The 18,098-nt window shown below is 73.6% G+C and carries 17 protein-coding genes and 2 tRNA genes; 9 read left to right on the top strand and 10 right to left on the bottom strand.

Going from position 1 to position 18,098, the window contains the following annotated elements; translation table 11 throughout:
* Positions 1 to 60: 60 nt before the first annotated feature.
* The gene (locus ACFC09_RS12525) at positions 61 to 789 is read left to right on the top strand and encodes a ThuA domain-containing protein (protein ID WP_376526410.1); all 729 of its coding nucleotides are present in this window, start codon (positions 61 to 63) and stop codon (positions 787 to 789) included.
* Between the two features lie 70 nt (positions 790 to 859).
* Here ACFC09_RS12525 and ACFC09_RS12520 read toward each other — a convergent pair.
* Positions 860 to 933: transfer RNA gene (locus ACFC09_RS12520), tRNA-Pro, on the bottom strand.
* Positions 934 to 1,065: 132 nt separating this feature from the next.
* On the opposite strand from ACFC09_RS12520, the gene ACFC09_RS12515 reads away from it, so the two are divergent.
* Positions 1,066 to 1,599: a DUF309 domain-containing protein gene (locus ACFC09_RS12515; protein ID WP_376526407.1), complete on the top strand. Its 534-nt coding sequence runs from the start codon at positions 1,066 to 1,068 to the stop codon at positions 1,597 to 1,599.
* Positions 1,600 to 1,654: 55 nt separating this feature from the next.
* The gene (gene cobF, locus ACFC09_RS12510; RefSeq protein ID WP_376526405.1) at positions 1,655 to 2,428 is read left to right on the top strand and encodes a precorrin-6A synthase (deacetylating); all 774 of its coding nucleotides are present in this window, start codon (positions 1,655 to 1,657) and stop codon (positions 2,426 to 2,428) included.
* A 45-nt stretch (positions 2,429 to 2,473) separates the two neighbouring features.
* On the opposite strand, the gene ACFC09_RS12505 is transcribed toward cobF, so the two are convergent.
* From ACFC09_RS12505 to ACFC09_RS12495, 3 genes are all read right to left on the bottom strand, one after another.
* Positions 2,474 to 3,232, bottom strand: a complete 759-nt coding sequence (locus tag ACFC09_RS12505) for a cobalt-precorrin-6A reductase (protein ID WP_376526403.1) — start codon at positions 3,230 to 3,232, stop codon at positions 2,474 to 2,476.
* Between the two features lie 206 nt (positions 3,233 to 3,438).
* Positions 3,439 to 4,212: a sulfite exporter TauE/SafE family protein gene (locus tag ACFC09_RS12500; protein WP_376526401.1), complete on the bottom strand. Its 774-nt coding sequence runs from the start codon at positions 4,210 to 4,212 to the stop codon at positions 3,439 to 3,441.
* Between the two features lie 230 nt (positions 4,213 to 4,442).
* The gene (locus ACFC09_RS12495; RefSeq protein WP_376526398.1) at positions 4,443 to 5,627 is read right to left on the bottom strand and encodes a thiolase family protein; all 1,185 of its coding nucleotides are present in this window, start codon (positions 5,625 to 5,627) and stop codon (positions 4,443 to 4,445) included.
* Between the two features lie 220 nt (positions 5,628 to 5,847).
* Between ACFC09_RS12495 and ACFC09_RS12490 the strand changes: the two genes are divergently transcribed.
* The 4 genes from ACFC09_RS12490 to ACFC09_RS12475 are packed head-to-tail and all read left to right on the top strand — an operon-like array spanning position 5,848 to position 9,820.
* On the top strand, positions 5,848 to 6,660 hold the full coding sequence (locus ACFC09_RS12490) for an SAM-dependent methyltransferase (protein ID WP_376526395.1): 813 nt from the start codon (positions 5,848 to 5,850) through the stop codon (positions 6,658 to 6,660).
* Positions 6,661 to 6,699: 39 nt separating this feature from the next.
* Entirely contained in the window at positions 6,700 to 8,103 is a 1,404-nt protein-coding gene (locus ACFC09_RS12485; RefSeq protein WP_376526393.1) for a glutamine synthetase family protein, read from the top strand.
* A gap of 1 nt (position 8,104) precedes the next feature.
* Positions 8,105 to 9,250, top strand: a complete 1,146-nt coding sequence (locus ACFC09_RS12480; RefSeq protein ID WP_376526391.1) for an amidohydrolase family protein — start codon at positions 8,105 to 8,107, stop codon at positions 9,248 to 9,250.
* A gap of 42 nt (positions 9,251 to 9,292) precedes the next feature.
* Entirely contained in the window at positions 9,293 to 9,820 is a 528-nt protein-coding gene (locus tag ACFC09_RS12475; RefSeq protein ID WP_376526783.1) for an NUDIX hydrolase family protein, read from the top strand.
* 19 nt (positions 9,821 to 9,839) lie between these two features.
* Here the strand turns inward: ACFC09_RS12475 and ACFC09_RS12470 are convergent, their stop codons facing one another.
* A complete protein-coding gene (locus tag ACFC09_RS12470) occupies positions 9,840 to 11,654 on the bottom strand; it encodes an ABC transporter ATP-binding protein (protein WP_376526387.1) in 1,815 nt (604 codons plus the stop codon).
* Positions 11,655 to 12,108: 454 nt separating this feature from the next.
* Positions 12,109 to 12,182 (bottom strand) — tRNA-Pro (locus tag ACFC09_RS12465).
* 203 nt (positions 12,183 to 12,385) lie between these two features.
* On the opposite strand from ACFC09_RS12465, the gene ACFC09_RS12460 reads away from it, so the two are divergent.
* Both ACFC09_RS12460 and ACFC09_RS12455 read left to right on the top strand, forming a co-directional pair.
* Positions 12,386 to 13,036 carry a transketolase gene (locus ACFC09_RS12460; RefSeq protein ID WP_376526781.1) on the top strand — a complete coding sequence of 217 codons (651 nt, stop codon included), beginning with the start codon at positions 12,386 to 12,388 and terminating at the stop codon, positions 13,034 to 13,036.
* A gap of 30 nt (positions 13,037 to 13,066) precedes the next feature.
* Positions 13,067 to 13,978 carry a transketolase family protein gene (locus tag ACFC09_RS12455; RefSeq protein WP_376526384.1) on the top strand — a complete coding sequence of 304 codons (912 nt, stop codon included), beginning with the start codon at positions 13,067 to 13,069 and terminating at the stop codon, positions 13,976 to 13,978.
* 66 nt (positions 13,979 to 14,044) lie between these two features.
* Here the strand turns inward: ACFC09_RS12455 and ACFC09_RS12450 are convergent, their stop codons facing one another.
* The 4 genes from ACFC09_RS12450 to ACFC09_RS12435 form a co-directional block, all read right to left on the bottom strand.
* Positions 14,045 to 15,346, bottom strand: coding sequence for an MFS transporter (locus tag ACFC09_RS12450; protein ID WP_376526382.1), 1,302 nt, complete (start codon positions 15,344 to 15,346; stop codon positions 14,045 to 14,047).
* 127 nt (positions 15,347 to 15,473) lie between these two features.
* Positions 15,474 to 15,833 carry an MmcQ/YjbR family DNA-binding protein gene (locus ACFC09_RS12445; protein WP_376526379.1) on the bottom strand — a complete coding sequence of 120 codons (360 nt, stop codon included), beginning with the start codon at positions 15,831 to 15,833 and terminating at the stop codon, positions 15,474 to 15,476.
* Positions 15,834 to 15,948: 115 nt separating this feature from the next.
* A complete protein-coding gene (locus tag ACFC09_RS12440; RefSeq protein ID WP_376526377.1) occupies positions 15,949 to 16,851 on the bottom strand; it encodes a LysR family transcriptional regulator in 903 nt (300 codons plus the stop codon).
* 31 nt (positions 16,852 to 16,882) lie between these two features.
* Complete coding sequence (locus ACFC09_RS12435; RefSeq protein WP_376526374.1) at positions 16,883 to 18,076, bottom strand: glycine C-acetyltransferase; 1,194 nt, start codon at positions 18,074 to 18,076, stop codon at positions 16,883 to 16,885.
* Positions 18,077 to 18,098 lie beyond the last annotated feature (22 nt).

The following is an 18,098-nucleotide window of genomic DNA, read 5'->3' as shown; positions in this document are numbered from 1 at the left end:
ACTGTCTGTAGATCCGCACCGCCGGGCACCCGAGGCGTCCGGCGACATCGGAGGTGGGCGTTGAAGCTACGAGCCGTCCCGTCCGTGCTGGTCCTGGTGGACGGCACGGACGTGCACCACGACCTCATCGGTGCAGCACTGGCGCTCCAGGAGATCGCCGTCGAGGCCGGCCTCCCGGCGGCGCGGGGCGTGGGCATGAGCCGGTTCAACGATCCCCCGCCGGCCACCGCCGAGGCCGACGTGTACGTCCTGTACCTCTCGGGCCCCCGGTTCGACGCGGCAGAGCAGCGCGCGCTGTCCGATCTGGTGGCGGGCGGCAAGGGCGTGGTCGCGGTACACGCCAGCAACCTCTTCGGCTTCGGCCCCGGCGGCATCGAGGCCGACCGGGCCGCGATCGACCTGATCGGCTCCCGGTACCTCTCGCACGGCGACGCCGGGTCCGAGGGCCGCTTCGACGTCCGGGTCCGCCCCGGCCACCCGGTCACCCGGTACCTCGACGACTTCGCCATCGACGACGAGTACTACCTGGTCGACTGCGCGCCCGGCCTCGACGTGCTGGCCGAGCGGGACACCCCCCGCGGCCCCGAACCCGTCGCCTACGCCCGCGCGCACGGGGCGGGCCGGGTCTGCTACACCGCCCTCGGACACGACCCGCGGGCCTGGGGCAACCCCTGGTTCCGCCAGTTGGTGCGGCAGGCGGTCCTCTGGACGGCCGGGGTCCCGGACGAGGACATCGCCTCCTGGTCCACCCGCTGGCCCCTCGGCAACGCCCGGACCATCGGCCCCTGACGCACCCGGAAGAACGACCGAAGGCCGTACCGGCGAACCGATACGGCCTTTGACCTGTTCCCTCACAAAGTCGGGACGACAGGATTTGAACCTGCGACCCCTTGACCCCCAGTCAAGTGCGCTACCAAGCTGCGCCACGTCCCGATGCGCCGTCCCGCGGTGATCCGCGTGATCGCGCACGGAGCACTTTACCCCACCTGCCGGGGCGCGCCGAAAACGGCGCCGGGGCCGCCCGCACCGGTGGGGAACGGGGCGCGACCGGGGCACAATCGCCGTATGGGAACCACGGGCGCGACCCCGGGGCGGCCGGCCGGCGCCCGGGACCGGGACGACGCGGGCCGGGCGCGCAACGCACGGCCCCGGGACGGGCTGGGACGACCCCTGCCGTACGGCGCGGACGGCGTGGCACGCCAGCCCGAGGGCATCGTGCGCACGCCGTGGCAGACCGTCGCGGAGGCACAGGCGCTGCTGGACGCGGGCAGACCGTTCCATGCGCACGAGGTGTTCGAGGACGCCTGGAAGTCCGGGCCCGACGACGAGCGCGCCTTGTGGCGGGGGCTGGCCCAGCTGGCCGTCGGGCTCACGCACGCGGCCCGGGGCAACGCCACCGGCGGGGCGCGGCTGCTCGGGCGCGGGGCGGCGGCGGTCGAGGAGTATGCCGCCCGCGGCGGGCGGGTCCGGCCCTACGGGATCGACGTCGCCGGGCTCGCGGCCTGGGCGCGGGAGCTGGCCGGCGTGGTGGAGCGGGACCGGGAGGCCGTCGAGGCCGCCGCGCTCGCTCCTCGGCTGCGCGGGCGGCGGTCGGCGTAGCGCCGGATCGGACGGCCGTGCACGGACGGTCGCGGGCATGGGGCAGACTCGGGGTGTGCGACGCATTCATGTCATCGGCATCGGCGCGGGCGACCCCGAGCAGCTCACCCTCCAGGCGCTCCGGGCGCTGCGCGGGACGGACGTGTTCTTCCTGCTCGACAAGGGCGAGGTGAAAAGCGACCTGAGCCGGCTGCGCCGGGAACTGCTGGACGCGCACCTGCCGGCCGGGACGTACCGGCTGGTGGAGGCCCGCGACCCGGAACGGGACCGGGGCGCGGGCGGCACGGCGTACGCGCCGGCCGTCGGGGAGTGGCGCGGTGCGCGCGCCGGCATCTACGAGCGGCTGATCGCCGGGGAACTGGGCGAGGAGGAGACCGGCGCGTTCCTGGTGTGGGGGGATCCCGCGCTGTACGACAGCACGCTCGGGATCCTGGAGGAGGTGCTGGCCCGGGGTGCGGTGCGCTTCACGTACGAGGTGGTGCCGGGCATCAGCAGTGTCTCGGCGCTCGCCGCCCGGCACCGCACGGGTCTGAACCGGGTGGGCCGGCCCGTGCAGATCACCACCGGGCGGCGCCTGGCCGAGGGCTTCCCCGAGGACGTGGACGACGTGGTCGTGATGCTCGACTCCCAACAGGCGTTCAAGCGGTACGCGGACGACGACGTCGACATCTACTGGGGCGCCTATCTGGGCACCCCGGACGAGATCCTGGACTCCGGTCCGGTCGCGGAGGCCGGACCGCGCATCGAGCGGCTGCGTGCCAGGGCCCGGGAGCGCAAGGGCTGGATCATGGACACGTATCTGCTGCGCCGGAACCCGCGGGACCGCTGACGGCGCCGGGCCGAGCCCCGGGACGAGGCACCGCGGACGACCGGCTCAGGCCGTCGCCGGCGGCGGGGTGAGGCCGAGCCGCGCCAGCGCGGCCGGTACGTCGGGCACCGCCGTCACCCCGGCGGGCAACGGGGGCCTGCGCACGACGACCACGGGCAGCCCCAGTGCGCGGGCGGCCGTCAGTTTGGCGGCCGTGGCCGCTCCCCCGCTGTCCTTGGTGACGAGGACGTCGATCCGGTGCCGGCGCAGCAGGGCCGACTCGTCGGGCACCGTGAACGGGCCGCGCGCCAGCAGCACTTCGGTGTGCGGCGGCAGCGGCGGCTCGGGCGGCTCCACGGACCGTACGACGAAGTGCACTCCCCTCAGGTGGGCGAAGGCGGCGAGGCCGAGGCGGCCGGTGGTCAGGAAGGCCCGGCGGCCGAGCCCGGGCAGCGCGCCCGCGGCGGCGGCCAGGGACGGCACCGGGTGCCAGCGGTCGCCTTCGACGGGCCGCCAGCCCGGCCGGCGCACCACCACCAGCGGCACTGCGGCCGTCGCCGCGGCCCGCGCCGCGTGGGCGGTGATCCGGGCGGCGAAAGGGTGCGTGGCGTCCACGAGGGCGTCCACCCGCCGCTCGGCGAGCCAGGCGGCGAGCCCCTCGGCCCCGCCGAACCCGCCGGTGCGCGCCTCCCCCGCGACCGCCGCCGGCCGGGTCACCCGCCCGGCCAGCGAGGTGGTCACCAGGACCCCGGGGCGGGCCGCCAGTTCGGCTGCCAGCAGCCGGGCCTCGGTGGTGCCGCCGAGGATCAGGACGTGCGTGGGCATGGGAGTGAGGGTACGGGGAGCCGGTGGCCGGTGCCGTCCGGGTGCGCGGTGGAGCCGAGCGACGGAGGGGCGAGAGGCCGGAGGAACAGCGGAGACGAACAGCGGAGACGAACGGCGGAGACGAACGGCGGAGGCGAGCGGCCCCTCGTCACGCACGGGACTCGTTCGCGGGCCTGTCCGCGGCCCCGGGCGGCGGCCGTGGGCCGTCAGCGCAGCAGCAGCTGGACGCCGCCCACCACCGTCGCCGCGATCACCAGTTGTTCGAACAGCCGCTGGTTGATCCGGTCCACGGCCCATCTGCCGATGACGGCGCCCGGCACGACGCACACGACGAGTGTGGCGTCGAGGAGCAGCGAACGTCCGTCGATCAGGCCGAGACCGACGCTGAAGGGCACCTTGGACACGTTCACGATCAGGAAGAAGAACGCCGACGTGCCCAGGAAGCCCAGCTTCCGGAAGCCCGCCGACAGCAGGTACATCGACATCACCGGTCCGCCGGCGTTGGCGACCATGGTGGTGAAGCCGCCGAGGACGCCGTACGAGCGGGCCTTGACGCGGCCCGCCCGGGTGGCGATCGAGTCCGGTGCCTCCTCGGTGCCGGCGCGGCGGCGCCGCCAGAGCGTGACCGCGGCCATCAGCAGCAGGATCGCACCGATCGAGATCCGTACGATCCCGTCGTCGGCCCACAGCAGGAACAGCGTGCCGGTCACCACGCCGACCGCGACGGCGGGGAACAGCCGCCACAGGGTGGGCCAGTGGGCGTGCCGCCGGTAGGTGGCGACGGCGAGCAGATCGCCCGCGATCAGGACCGGGAGCAGCACACCGGTGGAGGCGCGGGCGGGCAGGACCGCCGCGAAAACGGCGAGGCTGACCGTGTTGGCGCCGCTCACCGCGGTCTTGGAGAAGCCGACGAGGAGCGCCGCGAAGGCGAGCGCGGCGTACTCCCATCCTGAAATGTGCCAGAGCGTCATCGTGTTCATGCGGTGACCGATGCTATGCCCACGCATCTGGCCTGCGTAAGGACGTCTCATCTGTCGGCCGTGGCACCCGTGCCGGGCGGGCACCGGGACGGCGGTGCCGGGGGGCGTCGCGGGAAGCGGCCACGGGAATCCGCACGACCAGCCACGACGCCGCCGCCCGGAGGGCACCCTGTTCGAGCGAGGCCGAGAACCGGCGGGCGACGCCCCGCCGCGGGGCGCCCGGTGGAGCGCTACCGCTCCACCAACACCGCACTTCCCTGCCCCACTCCCACACACATGGTCGCAAGCCCCCGCCGGGCCCCGGTGCGGCGCATGCGGTGCAACAAGGTGGTGAGGATGCGGGCGCCCGAGCAGCCCAGCGGATGGCCGAGGGCGATGGCCCCGCCGCTCGGGTTGACCAGGTCGGGGTCGATGCCGAGCTGATCGACGCAGGCCAGGGCCTGCGCGGCGAACGCCTCGTTGAGCTCGGCCTCCTGGACGTCGCCGGTCTTCCAGCCGACCCTGGCCAGCGCCTTGCGGGTGGCGGACACGGGTCCGATGCCCATCACATCGGGGTGGACACCGGCCGAGGCGCCGGCCACGTACCGGCCGAGCGACTCCAGCCCCAGTTCCTCCAGGGCCTCCTCGCCGACCAGCAGCAGTCCGGCCGCGCCGTCGTTCATCGGTGAGGCGTTGCCCGCGGTGACGGTGCCGCCCTGGCGGAACACCGGCCGCAGCCCGGCCAGCTTCTCCAGCGAGGTGTCCTCGCGGATGCACTCGTCGCTGTCGACGACGACGCCGTCCGGACGCCGCACGGGCAGGATCTCGTCGTCGAAGTGGCCGTCCCGGCGGGCCGCGGCGGCGAGGCGGTGGCTGCGCAGCGCGAACTCGTCCTGGCGCTCGCGCGGCACGCCGTAGCGGTCGGCGACCTCCTCGGCGGTCTCCCCCATGGACAGCAGCCCGTGGAGGTCCTTCATCGCGGGGTTGACCAGGCGCCAGCCGAGGCGGGTGTCGGCGGTCTCGATCCGGTGCGGCAGCGCCTCGTCGGGGCGGGGCAGCACGAAGGGGGCGCGACTCATGGACTCGGAGCCGCCCGCGACGACGATGTCCGCCTCGCCCGCGGCGACGGTCCGGGCGGCGGTGGTGACGGCCTCCAGGCCGGAGGCGCAGAGCCGGTTGACGGTGGCGCCGGGCACGGTCTCGGGCAGGCCCGCGAGGAGCGCGGCCATCCGGGCGACGTTGCGGTTGTCCTCGCCGGCCTGGTTGGCGGCGCCCCAGTACACGTCGTCGATCCTGGCCGGGTCGAGCGTGGGCGCGTCGGCCACCAGGCGGCGGATCACGGCCGCCGCGAGGTCGTCGGGGCGCACGGCGGACAGCGCTCCGCGCAGCTTGCCGATGGGGGTGCGGCGGGCGGCCGCGAAGTGGACGGGGCGCATGGCGGGGCTCCTGACTGCGGCGCGAGGGGCCAGCTTAATTAGCGATGCTAGTTTTATGACTATAGACCGTCCGGCGAACCACTGGGAAGATCTCCCCGCACCGTGCGTCCGGCGGCGCCGCCCGACCGGTCCGGGCCACCCGGTGTCCGATTCCCGGGACAGCCGCGATCACCGGACGGCAGAATGTCGGCGGACAACCGCGGATGAGAAGGGCTAAGACGTGAGCGAGGGGCACCCCCCTGCGGACGGGCCGGTGAAGCTGAACACCTCCGTGGCGCACAACGCGCGGGTCTGGAACTACTGGATCGGCGGCAAGGACAACTACGAGGTCGACCAGCAGGTCGGCGAGCATGTCGCCGGGCTGTTCCCGGTGATCAGGGCGGTCGCGCGCGCGGACCGCGAGTTCCTGGGGCGGGCGGTGCGGTGCCTGGCCGCCGAGCGCGGGGTGCGGCAGTACCTCGACATCGGCACCGGACTGCCGACGGTGAACAACACCCATGAGATAGCGCAGCGGATCGCACCCGAGTCACGGATCGTGTACGTCGACAACGACCCGATCGTGCTGGCGCACGCCCGTACGCTGCTCACCAGTAGTTCCGAGGGAGTCACCGACTACATCGACGCCGATGTGCACGACCCGGACGCGATCGTGCGACGGGCCGCCGAGACCCTCGACCTGTCGCGGCCGGTCGCGGTGATGATGCTGGGCATCCTCAACTTCGTGCTCGACACGGACAAGGCGCGGGACATCGTGCGCCGGGTCATGGCGGCGGTGCCCTCCGGCAGCCACCTCGTGCTCACGCACCCCACCCACGACCCCGAGTTCGGCGGTGCGGGCAACGTGGCCGCCATGGAGTTCTGGAACGAGAACGCCACGCCGCCGATCACCGCCCGCGGCAAGGACGAGGTGGCCGGCTTCCTCGACGGCCTGGACCTGCTCGAACCGGGTCTGGTGCCGTGCTCGCAGTGGCGCGCGGGACCCGATTCCCCCGCGGCGGTCCCGCAGTTCGGTGTGGTGGCCGTGAAACCCTGACCCCCGGACCGAGCAGCCGAGCCCCGTTGTGGAGGACGTATGACCACTCTGGCCGACCCCGTGCCCGGAGGGCGTCCCGGCGATGTGGAGCGGGCCGTGGAGCGCGCCGCCGAACTGACCGGACGGGGCGTGTGCGGGATCGTCCTGGCCTACGTCGACACGGCGGGCGTCAGCCGGGTGAAGACGGTCCCGACCACGCGGCTCGCCGACGCCGCGGCCTGGGGTGTCGGCATGTCGCCGGTCTTCGACACGTTCCTGGCCGACGACTCGATCGTCACCACGGACGTCCTGGGCTCGCCCGACGGCGACCTGCGGCTCTACCCGGACCTGGACCGGCTGGTGGAACTCGCCGGTCAGCCGGGCTGGGCCTGGGCCCCGGTCGACCGGATCACGCAGGAGGGCGAGCCGCACCCCGGGTGCAGCCGGACCTTCCTGCGCCGGGTCGTCGCGGACGCCGAGGCACGGCTCGGGATCACCTTCCGGGCGGCGGTCGAGATCGAATGGTCCGTCGGCCGTGACACCGCGCCCGACGGGACCTTCGTGCCCGCGGTGTCCGGCCCGGCCTACGGTGCCGCCCGGCAGGTCGAGCTGAGCGACTGCACCGCCGAACTGCTCACCGCCCTCGCCGCGCAGGGCGTCGACGTCGACCAGATCCACCCCGAGTACGCGGCCGGGCAGTTCGAGGTGTCGGTGGGCGCGCTGGACCCGGTGGCGGCGGCCGACCGGAGCGTCCTGGTACGGCAGACCGTCCGGGCGGTCGCGCAACGGCACGGCCTGCGCGTGTCCTTCGCCCCGGCCGTGCTCGCCTCGGGCGTCGGCAACGGCGGCCATCTGCACCTCTCCTGCTGGCGCGGCGGGGCGAACCTGCACTCCGGGGGCGAGGGCCGGTACGGCATGACGGCCGACGCGGAGTCGTTCACGGCCGGGGTGCTCGCCCGGCTGCCCGCGCTGACCGCGGTGACCGCGCCGAGCCCCGCCAGCTATCTGCGGCTGCGGCCCTCGCAGTGGGCGGGCGTGTTCACCGCCTGGGGCCGGGAGACCCGCGAGACGGCGCTGCGGGTCGTCACCGGCACCACCGGACGCCGGGAACGGGACGCCAACCTGGAGGTCAAACCCGTCGACCTGGCCGCCAACCCGTATCTCGCGCTCGGCTGCGTCATCGCCGCCGGCCTCGACGGCATCGCCGGCGGGGCCCCGCTGCCGGAGGAGACCACCGGGGACCCGGCCCGGTTCGGCGCCGACGAGGCCGCGGCCCGGGGCGTGCGCCGACTGCCGGCCACGCTCACGGCTGCGGTGGAGGCGTTCCGCGCGGACAAGGTGCTGCGCGCCGCGCTGGGGCCGGTCCTGGCCGACGCGGTCACCGCGGTACGCCTCGGGGAGGCCGCGGCCGTCGACGGCTTCGACGACGCCCGGGTGGCGGCGGCCTACCGCTGGAAGTACTGACGTGGGCGCGGTCCGGGAGGCGCTCGACGCGCTGCCGTTGGTGGACCACCACTGCCACGGCGCCGTCACCGCCGACCTCGCGCCGGCCGCGTTCGAGTCCCTGCTCACCGAGGGCGAGACCTGGCCCGGCAGCGGCATCTCGGCCTTCGACACGCCCGTCGGGGTGGCCGTGCGCCGGCACTGCGCGCCCCTGCTCGACCTGCCCCGGCACGCGCCCGCCGCCGACTACCTGGCCCGGCGCACCGCCCTGGGCTGGGCGGAGGTCAACCGGCGCCTCCTGTCGGCCGCGGCGGCCGAGGCGTTCTGCGTCGACACCGGGTACACCCCGCTCCCCCTCACCTCCCCCGCCGAACTGGCCAGGACGGCGGGCGCGACGGCGTACGAGGTGGTACGGCTGGAGGGGATCGCCGAGTCGGTGGCCGGCCGGGGCGTCGAGGCGGGCGAGTACGCGCGCGTGTTCCGGACCGCCGCCGAAAAAGCCGTACGCCGCCCGGGCGTGGTCGCGGTGAAGTCGGTGGCCGCCTACCGCACCGGTTTCGCCCTGGACCCGGTGCGGCCCGCGGACCACGAGGTGACCGGCGCGGCCCGGCGCTGGCTCGCGGCCGGCGGCCGGCTGGCCGACCCGGTGCTGGTGCGGCATCTGCTGTGGACCGCCGTCGACCTGGGGCTGCCGCTCCAGTTGCACACCGGGTTCGGTGACGACGACATCCGGCTGCACCGTGCCGACCCCGCCCTGCTGACGGACTGGCTGCACCTGATCCGGGGCACCGTGCCGGTCCTGCTGCTGCACTGCTGGCCGTACCAGCGCAACGCCGCCTATCTGGCCTCGGTGTTCGAGCAGGTGTACCTCGACGTCGGGCTGGCCCTGCACCACGCGGGACCGGTCCGGGCCGGGCCGATCCTGGCGGAGGCACTGGAGATCACCCCGTTCCGCAAACTGCTGTACAGCTCCGACGCGTACGGTGTGGCCGAGTTCCACCACCTCGGCGCACTGTGCTTCAGGCAAGGGCTCGCCGCGCTGCTGCAGGACCGGGTGGACGCGGACGAGCTGAGCCTGCCCGACGCCCTGCGGATCGCCGCCTGGGCCGGCCGGGACAACGCCCGCCGCCTGTACGGACTGCCCGCATCCGATCCCGCCCGCGACTGAGCGCCCACCACACCCGGAAAGTATGATCGAGCAATGTCTGACATGACCGAAACCACACCCGGTTGGCTGACCTCCGACGAACTGGAGATGGCGCGCGCCCGCATGCCGATCCTGTACGTCGAGGCCGTACCGGTGCGCGTGGACGACAGCGGCGAGGTCACCAGCATCGGTCTGCTGCTGCGCATAGGGCCGGACGGCACGGTCAGCCGGACCCTGGTCTCCGGCCGGGTCCTGCACCACGAACGGGTCCGCGACGCCCTGTTGCGGCACCTGGAGAAGGACCTGGGTCCGGTGGCGCTGCCACGGGTCCCGGCCTCGCTCCAGCCGTTCACGGTCGCCGAGTACTTCCCGACCGTGGGGATCACTCCGTACCACGATCCGCGCCAGCACGCGGTGTCCCTCGCCTATGTCGTCCCGGTGACCGGGGACTGCCGCCCCCGCCAGGACGCGCTGGACCTCGTGTGGTTCACCCCGCAGGAGGCCGCGTCGGAGGCGGTGCACAGCGAGATGCCGGGCGGGCACGGGGTGCTGCTCAAGCAGGCCCTCGCGTACGTCGGCCAGGTGTCCTGACCGACGTACGCCGGGTCGTTCAGTGCAGGTCGGCCCGCGGCGGGGTGCCGTCGAGGAAGCCACCCGACTGGTGCTGCCACAGTTTCGCGTAGGCGCCCTGAGCCGCGAGCAGTTCGTGGTGGGTGCCCTGCTCGACGATCCGCCCGCGGTCGAGCACGACGAGCCGGTCCATGGCGGCCACCGTGCTCAGCCGGTGCGCCACCACCAGTGCCGTCCGTCCTTCCATGAGCCGCCACAGCGCCTTCTGGACCAGGGTCTCGCTCTCCGAGTCGAGGGCGCTGGTCGCCTCGTCGAGCAGCAGGATCGGCGCGTCCCGCAGGATCGCCCGCGCGAGGGCGACCCGCTGGCGCTGTCCGCCGGACAGTTTCACGCCGCGCTCGCCCACCATGGTCCCGAAGCCGTCCGGCAGTGCGTCCGCGAACTCCGTGACGTGCGCCGCCTCGGCCGCGCGGCGGATCTCCGCGTCGGTGGCGTCGGGCCGCGCGAAGGCGATGTTGTCCCGCAGCGTGCGGTGGAACATCGCCGGGTCCTGGGGCACATAGGCGATCAGGCTACGCAGGTCGGCCTGGCGCAGCCGGTTGATCTCCTGACCGCCGATCAGGATCCGGCCGGAGTCGATGTCCGTCATCCGCAGCAGCAGCCGGGTGAGCGTGGTCTTGCCACCGCCGGACCGGCCGACGAGCCCGAGTCTCGCCCCGCTGGGCACGGCCAGGTCCAGGCCCTCGAACAGCGGCGCGGCGCCCCCGTGGGCGAAGGTCACCCGCTCGAACCGGACCTCGGCGGGACGGGACGCCAGTGGCTCGGGCGCCGCCGGGTCGAGGACGGTCGGCGTACCGTGCAGGAGTTCGGTGAACTGCGCGGCCTCCGTCATCGAGCTCTCCAGCCGGCGGTAGATCTGGTTGAACTCGAACATGATCCGTGTCGCGTTGGTGTAGTAGGTGAAGGCGACCACGACGGCCTCCACACCGTGCCCGCGCCCGGCGAACGCGACCGCGATCAGCAGACCGAGCACGTTGGTCAGCACGGACATGGGCGCGACGAGGGTGTCGATGCGCAGATTGCCGTAGTCCCAGGACCGCAGGGTGAGCCGGCGCGACGCCGCGACGCGGGAGCGGTGCTCGGCGGCCTCGCGTTCCTCGGCGGCGAACGCCCGGACCGTGTCCATGTTCATCAGGCTGTCGGCGACATGGCCGGACACCCGGGCGATCGCCTCCTCGCGCCGGCTGACCAGGGCCTGGCGGCGGCGGATCAGCGGCACCACGCACACCGCGGTCACCACGATCATCGTCAACAGGCCGACCACGAGCAGCGGTTCGTACCGCCACAGCACGACCGAGCCGAAGATCAGCGGCACGAAGCTGCCCGCCACGTTGAACGTCAGCGTGTCGACGAACTCCTCGAAGCGGGTGGCGAAGCTCAGCACCCGTTTGGTCAGCGACCCGGCGAAGTTGTCGTGGAAGAACGCGGCGTCCTGGGCGAACAGCTCGTCCATGCCGATCACGTACAGGTGCTCGATGCCGAGGGCGTCGATGCGGTTCAGGCAGTGCAGTCCGATCCGCCACAGCGCCTCAGCGAACAGCAGGATGCCGGCGAAGCCGAGGACGTACGGCAGCGCCGCGCGGATGCCGAGGTGGCCGTTTTCGGCGATGTCGGCGACTAGTTTGGCGACGATCAGCGGCCCGACGTAGGCGATGCCGATGTTGCCGAGCGCCGGCAGCAGCATCGCGGGCACCGTGAGCCGTCGCAGCCGCGCCAGCTCCCGCCCGTAGTACCGGAGCGCGAGGAGCACCGAGCCCCTGCGCGGTTGTGTCACCTCTGAATCAGGCGGTCCCATCCCAACCCTGTGATGTCGTAGGAAAGCCCGCACCCCCACGCGGCGCGCCACGGCGGCCGGGTGCGTAAGGAGCGGACCAGGAGGACCGGCAGTGTCCCGCGGGTGCGGCGGCGAAGTCCAAGCGTTTTCTGCCGGACCGTACCCAATGCGCCATGCGGGCGGCGGAGCCGATGCCCCTCCCGTGGCCGTGTCGCACCGGCCCGTGGACGGGTGTCGCCGGTGTCTGGAAGCGGTCGGGGGTGAGGTGTCAGGAGAAGCGCCGGCCTGAGGCTGTTCATCGTCGCCGGGTTCTGCCTGTTGATTCCCGTGCGTGACGCCGACGGCGGTCCGTCGGGTCCGGCCTGACCGGACGCCCCGTCAGGACAGGACTCCCCGGGCCGCCCGCCGGGGATTTCGGCCGGAAAGAGGTGAAGGGCCGTTCGAGAACGACCCTTCACCATCGATGTGCTAACCGTCGGGACGACAGGATTTGAACCTGCGACCCCTTGACCCCCAGTCAAGTGCGCTACCAAGCTGCGCCACGTCCCGGTCCCGTTCGGCCTGGGGTTTCCCCAGGTAAACGCGTAGAGGAACCATACCGCACTCGGGTCGGTGGTCGCGCGCTCGTTCGGCGCGGGCCACGCCCTCAGGCCGGTGCTTGACCTGAACCGCGGTTGAGGTCGCATGGTCGTCGTGTGACGCTCACCGAGAACCGCGGACGCGGGTACGCCTACGAGGATCTGCCCCGGCTGATGGGGTTGATGACCGGCGACGAGAAGCACGGACCGGCGGCGACCTCCACGCTGGACGTGCTGTGGGTGCTCTATGACCGGGTGCTGCGGGCCGGGCCGGAGCGGACGGCGGATCCGGACCGGGACCGGTTCCTGCTGAGCAAGGGACACGGGCCGATGGCCTACTACGCGGTGCTGGCCGCGAAGGGCTTCGTCCCGGTGGAGTGGCTGCCCGGCTTCGGATCCTACGACTCGCCCCTCGGGCACCATCCGGACCGGGTGCTGGTGCCGGGCGCCGAGATCGGCAGCGGATCACTCGGGCACGGGCTGCCCATCGCCGTGGGCACGGCGCTCGGGCTCAGGGCCCAGGGGCGGAGAGGGGCACGGGTGTGGGTACTGGTCGGGGACGCCGAACTGGACGAGGGCAGCAACCACGAGGCCATCGCCTTCGCCGGACCCGCCGGGCTGGAGCGGCTGCATGCCGTCGTCGTCGACAACGCCTCCGCCAGTCACGCCCGGCCCGGCGGGATCGCGGCGCGCTTCGAGGCGGCGGGTTGGTCCACCGTCACCGTTCCCGGCCGGGACCACGAGGCGTTGTACGCCGCCTTCACCGCCGCGCACCCGGGCCGCCCGCATGTCGTGGTGGCCCGGGTCGAGCCCAAGTCCGCCTGAAACGCCGGTACTCGCCCCAGGAGCATCCCCATGGAGACCATGCGTGACCGATTCGCCCCCGTGCTGACGCAGTTGCTCGACGAGGATCCACGGGTCGCGGTCGTCCTCGCCGAGATCGGCAAGGACGCCTTCACCGAGGCACAGCACCGGCATCCCGACCGGGTGATCAATGTCGGCATCCGCGAGCAACTGCTCGTCGGGGCCGCGGCCGGGCTGGCGCTGACCGGACTGCGTCCGGTGGTGCACAGCTTCGCCCCCTTCCTGGTGGAGCGGCCGTTCGAGCAGCTCAAGCTCGACCTCGGGCACCAGGACGTGGGCGCGGTGCTGGTCAGCGCCGGCGCCTCGTTCGACCGGCCGACCGACGGCCAGACCCACATGGCGCCCGGCGACGTGGCGCTGCTCGACACCCTGGACGGCTGGACCGTGCACGTGCCGGGCCACCCGGACGAGGCCGAGGCCCTGCTGCGGCGCGCGGTCGCGGCCGGTGACGACAAGGTGTACGTGCGGCTCTCCGCGCTCGCCAACCGGCAGGCGCACGAGGTCGACGGGCAGCGGTTCACAACGGTCCGGGAGGGCCGCGCCGGCGTGGTCGTGGCCGTCGGTCCGGCGCTGGACGCGGTACTCGCCGCCGCCGAGGGCCTCGACGTCACCGTCCTGTACGCGACGACCGTACGGCCCTTCGACGCGGTGGCGCTGCGCCGCGCCACAGGGACGGCGGGCACGGACGTGGTCCTCGTCGAGCCCTGTCTGGCCGGGACCTCGACGGCGGCGGTGAACGAGGCACTGGCCGAGCTGCCGCACCGGGTGCTCGGCCTCGGGGTCGGGCGGCGCGAGCTGCGGCGGTACGGGACCGTGGAGGAGCACACCGCCGCGCACGGGCTCGACGCGGCGAGTCTGCGGGAACGGATCTCGGCGTTCGTCGCCGTGCCCGCCCGGGGTTGAGGGGCGTACGGCGCTCCGCGCGCCGGTCGTCGCGGTGATCAGCGGGTCGACGACGGCGCCGTCGGATCAGTGCGCCGACGGTGCCGTCGCGTCGACGCGGATCAGGTTGCGTATCGGGGGGACCGAGAGCAGGGCCACGGCGACGACCAGGCTCATCACCCCGGCGACCAGCAGCACCTGACCGGCGCCGACGACGCCGGCCGCCGGACCGGCGAGGGCCTGGCCGACCGGCATCATCGCCAGCGAGCCGGCGACGTCGTACGCGTGGATGCGGTTCAGGGCGTCGGGAGGGACCTGGGTCTGCACGCTGGTCGCCCACATCACGCCCCAGAAGGACATCCCGGCCCCGGCGACGGCCGCCCCGGCCGCCATGGCCGGCACACCGAGACCGGCGCCGACGGCCGCGGGGAAGCAGGCGTACGCGAACAGGGCGACGGCGCCGGCCCGCAGCATGCGGCGGGGGCGCAGCCGCAGGGCGAGCAGCCCGCCGGCCACCGTACCCGCGCCGAGGGCCGAGTTGATCAGGCCGTAGGCGCGTGGGCCGTGCTGCCGCACCACCTCCGTCGCGACCAGCGGAACGGTCGGCCCCGATACGGCGATCATGTAGACGCACCAGATGGCGATCACGCCCCAGAGCCAGGTTCTCGACCTGAACTCCCGCCAGCCGTCGACCAGATCGGCCTTGAAGGCGCGCATACCGCCCGTCGTCGTGCCGCGCATCGCCTCGGGGAGCGGGGGCAGGCGGAGCAGCAGCAGGCACAGGGCGCTCACCGCGTAGGTGGTGGCGTGGGCCGCGAACACGCCGCCGGGCGAGGCGAAGCCGACCAGCAGGCCGGCCACGGCCGGGCCCGCCAGCTGGGCCGCGGACTCGGCGATCCGGATGGCGCCGTTCGCGCCCTGGATGTCGGTGGCGAGCCGGGGGATGGTGCTCGCCACGCCGGGCTGGAAGACCGCGCCCGCCACGCCGTTGACGAAGCCGATCACGCAGACCTGCCAGAGGACCACGTGCCCGGCGAAGAACAGCGCGGCGGCCAGCGACTGGGTGCCGAGCCGGACCAGGTCGGCGCCGATCATCAGCCGGCGGGTGCTGAAACGGTCGGCGATGACTCCGCCGAAGACGACGAGCCCGGCGAACGCGGCGGCCGTCGAGGCCATCGCGAGGCCGACCGCGCCCGCGCCGTAACCGTGCTCCAGCAGTCCCGCGGCGAGGGCCACCGGCAGCATGGTGTCGCCCAGCCGCGCGACGGCGCGAGCCACGAAGAACAGCGCGAAGTCCCGTGACCAGACCGGACGGTCGCGCTCGCCGCCCGCGCCATCGGGTCCGGCTTCGACCGCGATGTCCCGCCGTGTCGACTTCCCGGTCGTCATCCCCTGCCCGCTCCCCCGTCGCCGTCCGCCATCGGCGCCACGACGTCCTCTGTCACCGCGTCCTCCGTCACGACGTCCGCTGCCGCCGTCGGATCATGCCACGGCGCGCCGCGGCCGCCCAGCCCGGTCAGCGGCCGTCCGTCAGCCCCACCTCAGGATGGCCGTCCAGCAGCCGGGGCGGGGCCGCCTGGCGCCAGGAATCGGAGAGGATGTCACGAAGTTCGGCCTCGTCGTCGAGCGCGGCGAGCCGGGCGCGGACCCAGGCGAACTGGGCCTCGTGGCCGGCGATCCAGAACTTCCCCGGCTCGGCCAGCACCAGTTCGTCCCGCTCCTCCTTGGGACAGCGCACGGCGATGGAGGTCTCGTCCTCGGGCAGCGTGGCGAACATCTTCCCGGCCACCCGGAACGTGGGCATGCTCCAGGCGACCTTCTCGGTGGTGTCCGGCAGGGACAGGGCGATACGGCGTACGTCTTCGGCGTCGGGCATGAAAGGCACCGTAACCGCTCCCACTGACACTCCCCCGGTCGGACGGAGTCCGGGGCTCGGGCCGACCCGTCCGGGTGCGAGCGGCCCTGCTGTCGGGCTCCCGGGGGCGGGCCGCTCACACCCGGGCGGCCTCGCCCAGCGCGTCCAGCACCGGGCGGATCAACGGGTGTCCTTCGGCGCCGCGCCGCACCGCCGCGAAGACCCGGCGGGTCGGGGCCACCCCGTCGACGGGACGGACGACCACGCCCGACAGGTCCGTGCCGCGCAGCGCCGAGCGGGGGACGAGCGCCACGCCGGCATCCGCCGAGGCGAGCGCCACGACCGCGCGGAAGTCGTCCGAGGAGTGTTCGAGGTGCGGCTGGAACCCGGCGCTCTCGCAGGCCAGGACGACCACGTCGTGGCAGGGGTTGCCGGGGTACGGGCCGATCCACGGGTCCTTGGCCAGCTCGGCGAGCGGGACGACCGCGGCACCGGCCAGCCGGTGGTCGAGCGGGACGACCGCGTCGAAGGGCTCGGCGTACAGCGGGACGTGGGTCAGGCGCGGGTCGTCGGCGGGCGGCGCGCCGCGGTACTCGACCGCCACCGCGACATCCACCTGCCGGTCCAGGACCATGGGCAGGCTGGCGTCGCCCTCGGCGTCCCGGACGCGGATGCGGATGCCGGGCGCGGACCGGGCGAGGCGGGCCACCGCGGGCGCCACGACCTGGGCGATCCCGGTCGCGAAGGCGGCGACGGTGACCGTGCCGGCCTCACCGGAGCCGTAGGCGGCGAGTTCCGCCTCGGCCCGCTCCAGCTGGGCGAGGACCGCGTTGGTGTGGTCGAGCAGGATCTCACCGGCCGGGGTGAGCCGGACCCCCTTCGCGCTCCGCTCGACCAGGCGGTGGCCCGTCTCCTGCTCCAGGGCCGCGAGCTGCTGGGACACCGCGGAGGGGGTGAGGTACAGCGCGGCGGCCGCCGCCGTCACCGTGCGGTGGTCGGCCACCGCACGGAGGATGTGGAGCCGCCGTGCTTCGATCATGCGAGAGATTATTGCAATATGTCCGGGCCGTTCACGCCACCAGCTCGGCCCGTGCCGCGACGAACGCGTCGACCGCGCGGTTCACGTCGTCCGTGGAGTGCGCGGCGGAAAGCTGGACCCGGATGCGGGCCTGGCCCTGCGGAACCACCGGGTAGGAGAAGCCGATCACGTACACGCCCCGTTCCAGCAGGAGTTCGGCCATGCGGCCGGCCTGCGCCGCGTCGCCGATCATCACCGGGGCGATGGCGTGCTCGCCGGGCAGGATGTCGAACCCCTCCTCGGTCATCCGGCGGCGGAACAGCGCCGTGTTCTCGGCGAGCCGGACCCGCAGGTCGTCCGCCGACTCCAGCAGGTCGAGCACCCTGAGCGAGGCCGCGGCGATCACCGGGGCGAGGGTGTTCGAGAACAGGTACGGGCGGGAGCGCTGGCGCAGCAGGGCGACGATCTCGGCGCGGGCGGCCACGTAGCCGCCGGAGGCTCCGCCGAGGGCCTTGCCGAGGGTGCCGGTGACGATGTCGACGCGGTCCATGACGCCGTGCAGTTCGGGCGTGCCGCGCCCGGTCGGGCCGACGAAGCCCACGGCGTGCGAGTCGTCGACCATGACCATGGCGTCGTAGCGGTCGGCGAGGTCGCAGATCTCGCGGAGCGGGGCGAGATAGCCGTCCATGGAGAAGACGCCGTCGGTGACGATCAGGCGCCGGCGCGCGTCCTGGGCCTCCTTGAGCCTGGCCTCCAGATCGGCGAGGTCGCGGTTGGCGTAGCGGAGGCGGCGGGCCTTGGACAGGCGGATGCCGTCGATGATGGAGGCGTGGTTGAGGGCGTCGGAGATGACCGCGTCCTCCTCGCCGAGCAGGGTCTCGAAGACACCTCCGTTGGCGTCGAAGCAGGAGGAGTAGAGGATCGTGTCCTCCTGGCCGAGGAACGCGGACAGCCGCGCCTCCAGTTCCTTGTGGACCTCCTGCGTGCCGCAGATGAAACGCACGGACGCCATGCCGTAGCCCCAGCGGTCCAGGGCGGCGTGGGCGGCGGCGACGACCTCGGGGTGGTCGGCGAGGCCGAGGTAGTTGTTCGCGCAGAAGTTGAGGACCTCGCCGGGACGGCCGCCGGCGGTGACGCCGACGGTCGCGGACTGCGGGGTGCCGATGACCCGTTCGGGCTTGTGCAGGCCGGCGGCGCGGATCTCGTCGAGGGTGGTGCGCAGGTCGTCGCGTACAGAGGTGAACATGAGGGGCTCCATCGGGTGCGGG

Origin of the sequence: Streptomyces sp. NPDC056161 (assembly GCF_042268025.1) — a bacterium.
Taxonomy (GTDB): domain Bacteria; phylum Actinomycetota; class Actinomycetes; order Streptomycetales; family Streptomycetaceae; genus Streptomyces.
Note: the sequence above shows the minus strand (reverse complement) of the source record. Positions and strands in the feature narration are given on the sequence as shown.